Origin of the sequence: Thiorhodovibrio litoralis, from assembly GCF_033954455.1 — a bacterium.
GTDB lineage: Bacteria > Pseudomonadota > Gammaproteobacteria > Chromatiales > Chromatiaceae > Thiorhodovibrio > Thiorhodovibrio litoralis.
The window spans coordinates 850,020-863,890 of the sequence record NZ_CP121473.1; the positions used below are offsets into that span (position 1 = coordinate 850,020).

10 protein-coding genes and 1 other RNA gene are annotated in these 13,871 nt (G+C 62.2%); all 11 read left to right on the top strand.

Features of this window, described 5'->3' with window-relative positions; translation table 11 throughout:
* Positions 1 to 198 precede the first annotated feature (198 nt).
* The 11 genes from Thiosp_RS03845 to dnaX all read left to right on the top strand — a co-directional run bounded on the left by Thiosp_RS03845 (position 199) and on the right by dnaX (position 13,842).
* Positions 199 to 2,019, top strand: a complete 1,821-nt coding sequence (locus Thiosp_RS03845; RefSeq protein WP_201065472.1) for a hypothetical protein — start codon at positions 199 to 201, stop codon at positions 2,017 to 2,019.
* On the top strand, positions 2,016 to 5,537 hold the full coding sequence (locus tag Thiosp_RS03850; protein WP_323696827.1) for a DEAD/DEAH box helicase: 3,522 nt from the start codon (positions 2,016 to 2,018) through the stop codon (positions 5,535 to 5,537). Before Thiosp_RS03845 ends, Thiosp_RS03850 begins: the two co-directional genes overlap by 4 nt.
* Before the next feature lie 265 nt (positions 5,538 to 5,802).
* Positions 5,803 to 6,690 carry a nitrogenase iron protein gene (nifH, locus tag Thiosp_RS03855; protein ID WP_201065488.1) on the top strand — a complete coding sequence of 296 codons (888 nt, stop codon included), beginning with the start codon at positions 5,803 to 5,805 and terminating at the stop codon, positions 6,688 to 6,690.
* Between the two features lie 165 nt (positions 6,691 to 6,855).
* Positions 6,856 to 8,337 (top strand): nitrogenase molybdenum-iron protein alpha chain, encoded by a 1,482-nt coding sequence (nifD, locus tag Thiosp_RS03860; RefSeq protein ID WP_201065490.1) that lies wholly within the window; start codon positions 6,856 to 6,858, stop codon positions 8,335 to 8,337.
* A gap of 173 nt (positions 8,338 to 8,510) precedes the next feature.
* Positions 8,511 to 10,082, top strand: a complete 1,572-nt coding sequence (gene nifK / locus Thiosp_RS03865; RefSeq protein WP_201065493.1) for a nitrogenase molybdenum-iron protein subunit beta — start codon at positions 8,511 to 8,513, stop codon at positions 10,080 to 10,082.
* Between the two features lie 66 nt (positions 10,083 to 10,148).
* Entirely contained in the window at positions 10,149 to 10,361 is a 213-nt protein-coding gene (gene nifT / locus Thiosp_RS03870) for a putative nitrogen fixation protein NifT (protein WP_201065495.1), read from the top strand.
* Between the two features lie 27 nt (positions 10,362 to 10,388).
* Complete coding sequence (locus tag Thiosp_RS03875; protein ID WP_201065497.1) at positions 10,389 to 10,583, top strand: 4Fe-4S binding protein; 195 nt, start codon at positions 10,389 to 10,391, stop codon at positions 10,581 to 10,583.
* A gap of 159 nt (positions 10,584 to 10,742) precedes the next feature.
* Positions 10,743 to 11,462, top strand: a complete 720-nt coding sequence (locus tag Thiosp_RS03880) for a dinitrogenase iron-molybdenum cofactor biosynthesis protein (RefSeq protein WP_201065499.1) — start codon at positions 10,743 to 10,745, stop codon at positions 11,460 to 11,462.
* Positions 11,463 to 11,485: 23 nt separating this feature from the next.
* Positions 11,486 to 11,761: a DUF6129 family protein gene (locus Thiosp_RS03885; RefSeq protein WP_201065502.1), complete on the top strand. Its 276-nt coding sequence runs from the start codon at positions 11,486 to 11,488 to the stop codon at positions 11,759 to 11,761.
* Positions 11,762 to 11,875: 114 nt separating this feature from the next.
* Positions 11,876 to 11,972, top strand: an RNA gene (ffs, locus tag Thiosp_RS03890) — signal recognition particle sRNA small type.
* Positions 11,973 to 12,057: 85 nt separating this feature from the next.
* Positions 12,058 to 13,842 carry a DNA polymerase III subunit gamma/tau gene (gene dnaX, locus Thiosp_RS03895; RefSeq protein ID WP_201065505.1) on the top strand — a complete coding sequence of 595 codons (1,785 nt, stop codon included), beginning with the start codon at positions 12,058 to 12,060 and terminating at the stop codon, positions 13,840 to 13,842.
* The last annotated feature ends 29 nt before the right edge of the window (positions 13,843 to 13,871 follow it).

A 13,871-nucleotide genomic window follows, 5' to 3' on the forward strand; every position in this document is an offset into this window, starting at 1 on the left:
GCAGCTGGGTTGCCGCAACCGTCGCAGTCTGCGGGCCTTCGGCATGCTGCCATGTTACCCTTCCCGCGCGATGCGCGGGGTTCTGAATTGGGCGAGACTGGCGCGAGCCGTGGTGTCGCGCTTGCAAACCCTTCCGGAATTGTGACCGTGCCACTTTGTCGTCCAATGATCCGAAGCACCCACAAAAGGTGATCGCTCATGGAGCTGAAACAGTTACTCTTCAACCTGACCGTCAGCGAACTCAAGAAGATCCGCACGCATGTGCCCAACGCGGGCAGCAGTCAGCGCAAGGATCAGCTCGTAGCCGCCATCAGCGGTTATCTATTGTCCGACGCGCTCGCGCCCTTGGTCGCCGGGATGCCGGAGCTTGAGCGCCAAGCCGTTGCCGAGGCCGTGCACAACTGGAACAACCAATTCGATCTGATCGGCTTCAAGGCGAAGTATGGTGCGGTGCCGCGTTTTTTTACCTATGACCCCTACGACTGGCTCAGCCGGCGGGAGCCGCTGGCCCCAACCGCGCTGGAGTTGATCTTCTACAATCGCGATATACCCGCCGACCTGGCCGAGCGACTGGCCGCGCTGATCCCGCCGCCTGTGGCTTTCAGTGTTACCACCTGCGATGACGATGCGCTGCCGACCGCCATCGGGGATTCCCCGGACAAGGACGAGCCTCTTGAGCGCGTCGACACTGAGTTCATGGTGCGCGCGGATCTCTCGGCAGTGCTGCGCCTGGTCGCCCAGGGTGGGCTGGCGGTGGGTGCCAAGACGGGGTTGCCGAGTGGCGCCGCCGTTAAACGCCTGACTGCGCTGCTGAGCGGCGGCGACTGGTATGCCGAGTCCGAAGAAATGGCCTCGCCGCGCTGGGCCGGCGGCCCTATTCGCCCGATCCGCGCCTTCGCCTGGCCGGTGCTACTGCAGACAGGTGGGCTGGCCAAGATCGACGGCAGCAAGCTCGCGCTAACGGCCAAGGGCAAGAAGGCACTCGGGCAGCCACTCGAAGAGGTCATCGCCAGCCTGCATGAGCGCTGGCTCGCCAAAGGCAGTCCGGATGAGCTGCGGCGCATCGATCTGATCAAGGGGCAGACCAGCAAGGGGGTGAAGCTCACCCCGCCAGCGGAGCGCCGCAAGGTCATCATCGAGGCGGTCCGCGAAGGCTGCCCGGTCGGTCGCTGGGTGGCGGTCGATGAGCTGTTTCGGTTGATGAAGATAGACGGCTATCGCTTCGAGATCGCTGGCAACCCGTGGAAGCTTTACTTCAGCGATGCCAACTACGGCAGCCTGGGCTATAGCGGCAGTGTCACCTTCGAGCTGTTGGAAGCCCGCTATACCCTGGTCTATCTGTTCGAGTATCTCGCCACCCTGGGGCTGATTGATGTCGCCTACACCCAGCCCCATCAGGCCCGCCGGGATTATGGTGGGCACTGGGGCACGGACGAATTCGACTTTCTCAGCCGCTACGACGGCCTGCGCTATCTGCGTCTGAACGCGCTGGGCGCCTACTGCCTCGGCTTGGCCGAAAGCTACACCCCCCAGCTACCCGAGCGCCCGCCGCTGCTGGCTTTGGAGCCTGATCTGAGCCTGCGGCTGCTGCGCTCGCCGGAGCCAGCCGAGCAGCTGCAGCTCGAGCAGATCGCCCGCGCCGACGGGCCGGAACGCTGGAGCCTGGATGCCGCGGCCATCCTGGCTCAGAGCGCGACCGGTCCTGAGGAGCGCGCGCGCATCCGTGAGTTTCTCGTCGCGTCCATGGCTGAGGATACGCCCAAGGAGCACTTGGTCGAGCTCGATGACTGGCTGGGAAGTATTGCCGAACGAGCCAGTGCGCTCAATGATCTCGGCGCGGCCCGTTTGATTCAGTGCCGCGATGTTGCTCTCGCTGCCATGCTGAGCAAGGATCCCGCGACCGCCGCACATTGCAGTCGTGCCGGTGATCGGCTGCTGTGCGTGCCAGAGAAGAAACTCGCCGCCTTTCGCAAGGGACTCGCCGGGCTGGGCTTCGTGCTACCGGAGCTGAAGCCGTGATCGAGTTCGATGAGCTAGAGGTTACCCTTGAGCTGGCCCTCGACGGCGATCCAGATGCTGGGTTGGATCTTCTGCGGAAACCCGCGGCGGAATGCGATGCCGCCATTGCGAGCTATACCGCAGTCGAAGCTGAAGCCCTGATGCTGTCAGCTTGGGTTGGTTTTCTGCGCGGCCAGTATGCCGACGCAGCCGCCGGTTTCGAGGCGGCTCATGCGGTAGAGCGCAAACGCACCCGCAAGCGCAACCTCATCCTGCCGGGGATTGTTGGCGTACTTCATCTGCTTGCACTGCTCGAGCGCGGCACGCCTGAGGATTTGGTCCGCGCGGAGGATCTGGCCAGAATGGTCCTGCGGATGCGCAACGCCGGCCATCTGCGTTACCTTCACCTCCTCATCGCGGACTTGGCCGTGCTGCTCGCGGGCAAGCGCCGCAAGGAGGATTGCTACGCTCTGAATTTCGGCATGGCGCCTCGCGAGCCCATGCCCCAGTTATTGCAGATGTTGGCGTTGCACTGGCTCGGCGACCGACTGGATTCCAAGCAGCTGTCGACCCTGTCGCGCTTGGCGCACGACGCTGCTGAGAGCGGCCGGGTCTGGTACGCAAACGAGGCCGTCGCCCTGCTGAAAGCCACGGAGTTTGACGGCAAACTGCCCGACTTCGAGCCACCGCCGCAGGATCTTGTCACTCTGACCGAACTGCTGCATCCCAAACCGCATTGGGAGCTTGCGCTCGAGGCGCTTTCGCGACTGAAGACTGACCAGCGCGCCAGCAAGGATACCGAGGACGCGCTGCGCTTGATCTGGCTTTTAGTGCGGCAAGGGCAATGGGTCGGCCTGGAGCCACGCGAGCAAAAACGCACCAAGGGATGCGGCTGGACGCGTGGACGCGCGATCCCGCTCCAGCGTTTGGCGGAAGAGTCCGGAAAAATGGCCCATTTGACCGCCCAGGATCGATCTATCGCTGCTTGCATCGTCCGCTCGGATGCGGTCGGGTACGTCAGCTCGACTCAATTCCACCTGGATTCCGAGCGGGCGCTGCTTGCTGCCGTGGGCCACCCACTGGTCTTTAGGAGCCTCGATGATGGTGAGCCGGTAGAGCTTGTTCGCGGCGAACCGACGCTGAAAGTGACGAAAGGCCGCAATGATATTCTGCTCAATATGGAGCCCTTTCCCGAGGTCGCGCGACATGTCATGCCGATGGACGAGGACGCGCAGCGCATCCGCCTCGTCGAATTCGACGAAAGACACTACCAGATCATGTCTATCCTTGGAGCCAAGGGCCTCTCAGTTCCCAAGAATTGCGAACGACAGGTCCTGAAAAGCCTCGCTGCGGTGGCGCCGATGCTGACGGTGCACTCGGACATCGGCGGCGGCGCCGATAGCGAAGCAGGCGAGGCGGTGCCGGCCGATGCCCGCTTGCACCTGCATCTGAAGCCGATCGGCGAGGGGCTGAGTCTGGAGTTCTTCGTGCATCCCTTTGGCGATGCCGGCGGCCCACAGCTGCGCCTCGGCGAGGGCAGCGCGACGCTCTTTGCCGACATCAGCGGTCGCGCCTTGCGCTGCACGCGCAAGCTAAGCGAGGAACGTGCGGCGGCGCGCGAGCTGCTCGCTCACTGCCCGGCGTTGGAAACGCAGGATGGAGACAATACCGCCTGGAGCTGGCAGCTCGATGATCCGGAAACCGCGCTGAGCGCGCTCGAGCAGCTCCAAGCGCTGGGCGATGCGGTGGTGCTGGACTGGCCCAAAGGCAAGCGCATCGCGCTGACACCGGCGGCTGGGCTCGCGCAGATGCGCGCCCGGGTCAGCAGCACGCCGGACTGGCTCGAGCTCGGCGGTGCCCTGCATCTCGACGACGGTCGGGTGTTGGAGCTGCGCGAATTGCTCAAGGCGATGACCAACAGCCGCTTCGTGCGTCTCGGTGAGGGTGATGTTCTGACACTCAGCGAAGCGCTCAAAAAACGCCTCGATGGCCTGCGCGGGCTTACCGAAAAAGGGCGCTTTCACCCGCTGGCTGCACCGGCCATTGCCGAGCTGCTCGATGGCATGGCGATGGAATCCTCCCCGGAGTGGGAAGCACGCCTGGCCCGCCTCGCCGAGCTGGCCGAGCTGGAGCCGAAAATCCCCTCCACCTTGCAGGCCGAGCTGCGCGACTATCAGATCGAAGGCTACCGCTGGCTGGCGCGCCTGGCGCACTGGGGTGCCGGTGCCTGTCTCGCCGACGACATGGGGCTTGGCAAGACGGTGCAGGCGCTGGCGCTGATCCTCTCCCGCGCTCCGCAAGGCCCGACGCTGGTGCTGGCTCCGACCTCTGTCTGCGGTAACTGGCTTGAGGAGGCTGCGCGCTTCGCCCCAACGCTCAAGCCCCGGCGCTTCGGTCTCGGTGATCGCGCCGCCATGCTCGCGCAGGCCGGCCCTTTCGATCTCATTGTCGCCAGCTATGGCCTGCTGCAAACTGAGGGCGAGCGCCTGGCCGAGGTGCATTGGCAGACCATCGTCACCGACGAGGCGCAGGCATTCAAGAACGCGGTCACCAAGCGCTCGCAGGCCATCATGCAGCTGCAGGGCGATTTCCGCGTCATCACGACCGGAACCCCGATCGAAAATCATCTCGGTGAGCTGTGGAATCTGTTCCGCTTCATCAACCCCGGCCTGCTTGGCTCGCTCGAGTCCTTCAACGCCCGCTTCGCCCTTCCCATCGAGCAGCATCAGGATCGCGAGGCCCGCGCCCGGCTGCGCGCGCTGCTGCGACCCTTCATCCTGCGCCGCCTGAAAAGCGAGGTACTGAGCGAACTGCCGCCGCGCACCGAAATCACCCTGAGCATTGAGCTGGGCGACAGCGAAAAGGCCCTGTACGAGGCCGTGCGTCGCGAAGCCATCGACCGCATTGAGAGCGCGCAGGCCAGCGCCAATCCTGGCCAGCAGCGCATGCAGCTGTTCGCCGAGATCATGCGCCTGCGCCGCGCCTGCTGCCATCCGCGCCTGGCGCTGCCCGACAGCCCGCTGCCGAGCAGCAAGCTCGACGCTTTCGCCGAGATCGTCGAGGAACTGCTTGAAAACCGCCACAAGGCCCTGGTGTTCAGCCAGTTCGTCGATCATCTCAAGCTGATCCGCGAGTACCTCGATAACCGCGGCATCCGCTACCAATACCTCGACGGCAGCACGCCTGAGCCCAAGCGCCGCGCGGCGGTTACGGCATTTCAGTCCGGCGAGGGCGATCTGTTCCTGATCAGCCTGCGCGCCGGCGGCTCGGGGCTGAACCTGACCGCCGCCGACTATGTCATCCACATGGACCCCTGGTGGAACCCGGCAGTGGAAGACCAGGCATCCGATCGCGCTCACCGCATCGGCCAGCAGCGCCCGGTCACCATCTACCGACTGGTCGCGAAGGACACCATCGAAGAGCGCATCCTGGCATTGCATGCGAACAAACGCGACCTCGCCGACGCTCTGCTTGAGGGCACTGACGATAGTAGCCGGCTCAGCTACGCTGAGATGCTGGAGCTGGTGCGGAATCAGTGAGCGGGAATCCGGTGGTTTCTCGGTGGCAAAGGCTTGAGGTGGTCGTTCTCTTAAATGATGCGCCTGATGCGAGCATGTCGTTATCCGCACAGCCTTCGTGGCTTTGTCGGCTCTGCTACCTGCCAGCAGTCTCTGTGACAACCAGAGGTTTTGTCGTTAAATCAATTGCCTAAAGCTGCCTCTCCTGGCTGGCACGCCTGTTGCTTATCTCCATTCGACTTCGTCGTACAACTGCCCCGAGGGGCGAGCAACTGGGAGAAACGCAATGGCATTACGGCAATGTGCAATCTATGGCAAGGGTGGTATCGGTAAGTCCACCACCACGCAGAATCTGGTCGCCGGTCTGGCTGAGCTGGGCAAAAAGATCATGATCGTCGGCTGCGACCCCAAGGCCGACTCGACCCGCCTGATCCTGCACTCCAAGGCGCAGGACACCATCATGCAGATGGCAGCAGATGCTGGCTCGGTTGAGGATCTGGAGCTCGAGGATGTGATGGCGACCGGTTACGGCGGCATCAAGTGCGTTGAGTCCGGTGGCCCGGAGCCGGGTGTCGGCTGTGCTGGCCGCGGCGTTATCACTGCGATCAACTTCCTGGAAGAGGAAGGCGCCTATGAAGAAGACCTGGACTTCGTCTTCTACGACGTGCTCGGCGACGTGGTCTGCGGCGGTTTCGCCATGCCGATCCGCGAGAACAAGGCGCAGGAGATCTACATCGTCTGCTCCGGCGAGATGATGGCCATGTACGCGGCCAACAACATCGCCAAGGGCATCTGCAAGTATGCAAAATCCGGCAGCGTGCGTCTCGCTGGGCTGATTTGTAACAGCCGTAACACCGCGCGCGAAGACGAGCTGATCATTGAGCTAGCCCGTCAGCTCGGTACCCAGATGATTCATTTCGTGCCGCGCGATAACGTGGTGCAGCGCGCTGAGATTCGCCGCATGACGGTCATCGAGTATGACCCAAAGGCCAAGCAGGCTGATGAGTACCGCACCCTGGCGCAGAAGGTCATCGACAACAAGATGTTTGTTGTACCGACCCCGATTTCCATGGATGAGCTTGAAGACCTGCTGATGAAGTTCGGCATCCTGGAAGAGGAAGACGAGAGCATCGTCGGCAAGACCGCAGCTGAGGAGCAGGCTGTCGCGGCCTAAGACGGACGCGCGCAAGGTCCGCTCTTGAACCTGGCCTGGCCCTGGCCTGCCGGTGCCTGCCGCCAACGCGGCACGCCGGCCTGGGCACCAAGAACCCTTTTATCTCATCTTTGATCGAGCGACCGTCCGCGGATTAGCGGCGGCGCCGTCGAGAGGTACGCCACCATGGCATCAATGACGCGTGAAGAGACCCAGGCCTTGATTCAAGAAGTCCTGGAAGTGTATCCCGAGAAGGCCAAGAAAGACCGCGCCAAACATTTGGCCGCGAATGACCCGAGCCTGGAGCAATCCAAGAAGTGCATCACCTCCAACCGCAAGTCTCAGCCAGGTGTGATGACCGTTCGCGGTTGTGCTTACGCGGGCTCGCGCGGTGTGGTCTGGGGGCCGGTCAAGGACATGGTCCACATCTCCCATGGACCTGTCGGCTGCGGTCAGTATTCCCGCGCCGGGCGCCGTAACTACTATGTCGGCCACACCGGTGTGAATACCTTCGCCACCATGAACTTCACCTCGGACTTTCAGGAGAAAGACATCGTCTTCGGTGGTGACAAGAAGCTCGATAAGCTGATCGACGAGATCAACGAGCTTTTCCCGCTGGCCAAGGGCGTCAGCGTGCAGTCGGAATGCCCCATTGGTCTGATTGGCGACGACATTGAGGCAGTCGCCAAGAAAAAGACCAAGGAGCTCGAGAAGCCTGTCGTGCCGGTGCGCTGCGAGGGCTTCCGTGGAGTGTCGCAGTCGCTTGGTCATCATATCGCCAATGACGCGTTGCGCGACTGGGTGCTGCACAACCGCGACGGCGACAATAGCTTCGAGACCACCCCCTATGACGTTGCCATTCTCGGTGACTACAACATCGGCGGTGATGCCTGGTCCTCACGCATTCTGCTTGAGGAAATGGGTCTGCGCGTGGTGGCTATGTGGTCCGGCGACGGGACTCTTTCGGAGATGGAGCTGACCTCCAAGGTCAAGCTCAATCTGGTCCACTGCTACCGTTCCATCAACTACATCACCCGTCACATGGAAGAGAAGTACGGGATTCCGTGGATGGAGTACAACCTGTTTGGGCCGACCAAGATCGCCGAGTCCTTGCGCGCCATTGCCGCCTTCTTTGACGAGACCATTCAGGCCAATGCCGAGAAGGTCATCGCCAAATACCAGGCCGAGTACGATGCGGTGGTTGCCAAGTACAAGCCACGTCTGCAGGGCAAGAAGGTCATGCTCTATGTCGGTGGTCTGCGTCCGCGCCACATCATCGGCGCCTATGAAGACCTTGGGATGGAAGTGGTTGGCACCGGTTATGAGTTTGCGCACAACGACGACTATGACCGCACGCTCAAGGACATGGGCGACTCGACCCTGCTCTATGACGATGTCACTGGCTATGAGTTCGAGGAATTCGTCAAGCGCATCAAGCCCGATCTGATCGGTTCCGGTATCAAGGAAAAGTACATCTTCCAGAAGATGGGTGTCCCGTTCCGGCAGATGCATTCATGGGATTACTCCGGTCCTTATCACGGCTATGACGGCTTTGCCATCTTTGCCCGGGATATGGATATGACGATCAACAATCCCTGCTGGAACAGAATGCAGGCGCCCTGGCTGCAGTCGGCTGAGAAGTCGGCAGCACAGGCTGCGGCGGCCTGACACTCTGACGCTTAAGTGACCTTTAAGTGACCCTTAAGTGACCAGGCGGAGGGCGCAGCCGCGCCCTCCCTCACCCGATCAACCAAGATCAGCGGCGCCACCCTGCGCGGGCGGCACCTATCGTCTCACTTTGCCCTCTGTTCGCAGATTAGCGGCGGGGCTGGAGTACACCCATGAGCCAGACAGTCGACAAAATCAAGCCTTGTTATCCCTTGTTCCGTGACGAAGACTACGTCGAGAGCTTCGAGAACAAGCGCAAGCATTTTGAAGAAGCTCCCTCGATGGACAAGATCGAGGAAGTCTTTCAGTGGACCACCACGCAAGAGTACCAGGAGAAGAACTTCGCCCGTGAGGCGCTGACCATCGATCCGGCCAAGGCCTGTCAGCCACTCGGCGCGGTGCTCTGCTCCCTGGGCTTTGAGAAGACCCTGCCTTATGTGCATGGCTCTCAGGGTTGCGTGGCCTATTTCCGTACCTATTTCAACCGCCACTTCAAGGAGCCGATCGCCTGTGTGTCGGACTCCATGACAGAAGATGCAGCGGTCTTTGGCGGCCATAAGAACATGTATGAGGGACTGGAGAACGCCAAGGCGCTCTACAAGCCCGAGATGATCATGGTGTCCACCACCTGCATGGCCGAGGTCATCGGTGACGACCTCAATGCCTTCATCGGCAACGCCAAGAAGGAAGGGCATATTCCGCCCGAATTCCCGACGCCTTTTGCTCATACCCCGAGCTTTGTCGGCAGCCATACCACCGGTTGGGACAATATGTTCGAGGGCGTGCAGCGCTATTTCACTCTCAATGAGATGGAAGGCAAGAAGGTCGGCAGCAACGGCAAGATCAACCTGGTGCCCGGTTTTGAGACCTATCTTGGCAATTACCGCGTCATGCATCGCATGATGAAAGAGATGGGTGTTGACTATAGTCTGCTGTGTGATCCGACCGAGGTGCTGGATACCCCGGCTGATGGCGAGTACCGCATGTACGACGGCGGCACCACCATCGATGAGATGAAAGACGCCCCCAACGCCATCGATACCCTGCTGCTGCAGCCCTGGCAGTTGCCGAAGACCAAGAAATTCGTCGACATCACCTGGCAACAGCCGTGCAATGCCATCAACATCCCGATGGGTCTGGAATGGACCGATGACTTCCTAATGAAGGTCTCGGAACTGTCAGGCAAGGCCATCCCCGCCAGCCTGGCCAAGGAGCGCGGCCGTCTGGTCGACATGATGACCGACAGCCACGCCTGGCTGCATGGCAAGAAGTTCGCGCTCTATGGCGATGCCGACTTCGTCATGGGGCTGACCCACTTCCTGCTCGAGCTCGGCGCCGAGCCTACCCATGTGCTCTGCCACCACGCCAACAAGCGTTGGAAAAAGGCCATGGACAAGATGCTCTCCGAGTCGCCCTATGGCCAGAATGCGACGGTCTACATGAGCAAGGACCTGTGGCACCTGCGCTCGCTGTGCTTTACCGATAAGCCTGACTTCCTGATCGGCAACAGCTACGGCAAGTTCATTCAGCGCGACACGCTGCACAAGGGTAAGGAGTTCGAGGTTCCGCTGATCCGCATCGGCTTCCCGATCTTCGACCGCCATCACCTGCATCGCATGACCACCATGGGCTACGAAGGTGCCATGTACATCCTCACCACGCTGGTTAATGCCGTGCTTGAGCGTCTTGATGAAGAGACGAGCGAGATGGGCAAGACCGACTTTAACTTCGACCTGATTCGTTAATGCATTCGCCCGGCGCGGACGTGCAATCGTCCGTGCCGGGCGGCAACGGATCATGAGGATGCCTTAATGCCCAATGTGATGATTCGCAGGAAGGACGACGGCGCACTGCTGTTCTATGTCGCCAAGAAAGACATGGAAGAGACCATCGCCAGCGTGGAGACCGACACGGCCGATGCCTGGGGCGGCGAAGTGGCCCTGACCGACGGTTCGCGTTGGTACATCGAACCGATCAGCCCGCCGCCCAACTTCCCGACAACGTTAAGATTCAAACGCGCCTGAGCACGCGCGCCAGACAGGAGATATCCCATGGCCTACCAGATCATGAAAGACCTGTGCACCGCTTGCGGCGACTGCGAGCCAGTCTGCCCGACCACTTCCATCGCACCGGCCAAGGGCGTCTACGCCATTGATGCGGCCAGCTGCAATGAATGCGACGGTGAGTCTGACATGCCCCAGTGCATCGACGCTTGCATGGAAGACGGCTGCATCGTACCGGCTTAATGCTTGAGTCATCCGGATCGCCAGACGCCGGCCCGGCTGGCTGCTAACGACTTCCGGATTCAGCCACCCCAGCGAATACGCCATGGACGGCGCTCACTGGGGATGGTGATGCGCAGCAATCACCCCACCCAACGCTGGCCAGCGAGGACCACGAGGACCATGACCACAGACGCCCTGACCGATGACATCGCCCTGCGTATTGGACTCGCTGCCCGCGCGCTGCCCGACACACCACCCGAGCGGCTGCTCAAGGTGCTGGCTGACTGCATCGGCCTGCCGCCCAGTGCCGAGAAGCTCGAAGGCTTAAGCGTCAAGGAGCTGCGCTCCGGCGCCAGTGGCGAGTTTTCCGACTTCGACACCTCCGTCATCAAGAGCGCGCTCGCTTACCTCAAAGGCACCGCCAGCATGGACACCATGCCGCCGCCGGAGCCCGAGAGCCCCATCCTGAGCGCCGACGGAACCGACCCCGACGGTATCATCCGGGTCGCATTCGCCTCTAACAACGGCGAGCTGCTCGATGGCCACTTCGGCGCCTGCCAGCGTTTTCTGGTCTATCAAGTCGGCGTTGACCAGGCGCGCCTGATCGACTGCCGCGAAATTGACGACAGTCAGGCCGAGGACGACAAGAACGGCTACCGCGCCAGCCTGATCGCCGACTGCCAGCTCCTCTACGTCGTCTCCATCGGCGGCCCGGCTGCCGCTAAGGTCGTCAAGCACGACATCCACCCCATCAAGCTTCCAGACGGCGGCTCCGCACCTGCCCTGATCAGCGACCTCCAGCAAGTCATCGCCGACAAAACCCCACCCTGGCTCGCCAAAGCCATGGGCCATCCGGCCGAAGACCGGGTCCGCTTTGCAGCAGAAGCCCTCGAGTCATAATCCCCCACGATGATTCCGCCACGATGATTGCACCAGAACGCCTCGACCAAATCGTCACCATCGTCGAACGCGCCGGGCTTAACCTCCAAACCCTCGGCGCCCTGCGCGAAGCCCTGCCCGACATCCACTTCACCCATTGCATGGATGATGATCTCGGCAACAAAAACCCGGTGCGCAGCACCGAAGCCTTCAACCTCTACCTGGTAGAAGGCAGCAGCGGCCACTGCCTGCAGATCACCCAGAATGCGGACCTCGCCACCGGCGTGGTGCTCGCCGAGATTGACGAGCCAGACGCTTAAGCGCGGCGCTTTGCCGCGGGCTTTGCGCGTCCTTGCTTGTATCGCCCGCGGCTCTCTGCTAACTTGCTCGCTTGCGCTGCATGTGAGATGCGGCGCTTCTGTTTTGGTGGGTGGTGTCGGTCCCCGCGCAAGGCTAAGTCGTGAACCCGGTCAGGCCCGGAAGGGAGCAGCCGCAGCGATGGACGTCTGTGCCGTGGTGTGGCTGGCACTGCCCACCACCCTGCCATCGGGCTTGGCCTGTGGGCTTAGTCAGAGCCCCACCCCTTCCAGCCAAGCGCGCGCTCTAAAGCATTTGCATGTTGTTTAGCGATTCCGAACTGGCCGAGAATGCCACCACAGCCTATCAGGTGCTGGCGCGCAAATGGCGCCCGCGCGCCTTCGCCGACTTAGTCGGGCAGGAGCATGTTGTCCAGGCGCTGACCAATGCACTCGATCGCGGTCAGTTGCACCACGCCTACCTGTTTACCGGCACCCGCGGCGTTGGCAAGACCACGCTTGCGCGCATCCTCGCCAAGTCACTGAACTGTGAGCAAGGGGTGACTTCCTCACCCTGCGGCGTCTGCTCGAGCTGTCGCGAGATTCACGAGGGCCGCTTTATTGACCTGCAAGAGGTCGATGCCGCCTCGCGCACCAAGGTCGATCAGACGCGCGAGCTGCTCGATAATGTGCCCTTCGCGCCGGTGCGCGGCCGCTACAAGGTGTACTTGATCGACGAGGTGCACATGTTCTCGACCAGCAGCTTCAATGCGCTGCTGAAAACGCTCGAAGAACCACCGCCGCATGTGAAGTTCGTACTCGCCACGACCGACCCGCAAAAAGTGCCGGCCACGGTGTTGTCACGCTGTCTGCAGTTCAACCTCAAACATTTGTTGCCAGAGCAGATCGGCGCGCAATTTCGCCGCGTGCTGGAGGCCGAGCAGATCGAATTCGAGGACCAGGCCCTGGCTCTGCTGGCGCGTGCGGCCGAGGGCAGCATGCGCGATGGCCTGAGCCTGCTCGATCAGGGCATTGCCTTCGGCGGCGGCCGGCTTGGGGTGGCGGATGTGCGCGCCATGCTTGGCGCGCTTGATCACGATTTGACCCTGGCGCTGGTCGAGGCCTTGTGCGACTGCGATGGCGAGCGTCTGCTGGCGGAAGTCGGCCGGGTCGCGGAGCTGACTCCGGACTTTGCCAGCGTGCTCAAGGCGGTGATCGAGCTGCTGCATCGGTTAGCACTGGCGCAGCAAGTGCCGGCAACCCTGGACACGGCCGACCCGGACTACGAGCGCCTGAAGGCTCTGGCTGAGCGCGTCGCGCCAGCGGATGTGCAGCTCTTCTATCAGATTGCGGTGATGGGGCAACAGGACTTGCCGCTGGCGCCGGATGCGCGCACCGGGCTTGAGATGGTCCTACTGCGGGCGCTCGCCTTTCGACCCGATACCGAATCCGCCTCGCGCGCGAGTGCCCGTCACAACGGTGGGCCGGCAACTCCTGGGGCGGCAGGGACATCGGGCCCGAATGGCGGATTGGCTGGCGGGTCTGCTGGCGGCTCGTCAGGGTCGAGCACGCTGGCCGCGGCAGAGGCGGCCAAGCCAGATGCCGTTGCCGAGCCGAAACAAACGGCGATCGCGCCAAGCATTGAACCCAAAGATGTCGTTGCGCGGCCGGTCGCGCCATCGGACGATTCAAGGTCAGGCGGCCGGGCAACAGGACCAAAGAGTGATCAAGACTGGCATGCGCTGGTCGAACACCTGCCGGTCAATGGACTTGGGCGGCAGCTGGCCTCCCACTGCGCGTTTCAGTCCTGGGGCAACGGCGAGTTGCATCTGCATCTGGAGCCCGACTGCGAGCATCTGATCAAGGCCGATGCGGCGGAACAACGGCTGGCGGATTCCCTCCAAGAGGTGCTTGGCGAGCCGGTGCGCTTGCGGATTCAAACGCTGCGCTCGCCCAGCGATACACCGGCACAGGCGTTGGCGCGCAAAGCCAAACAGCGCCAGCGCGAGGCCGAGGCGCTAATGCGCGAGGACCCCATTGCCCTGGGGATGGTCGCGCGGCTGAATGCGCAATGGGTGCCGGACAGCATTCGGGCGACCGGCTGATTCGCCGCGGCAGGCGCGGGGCTTCCGTC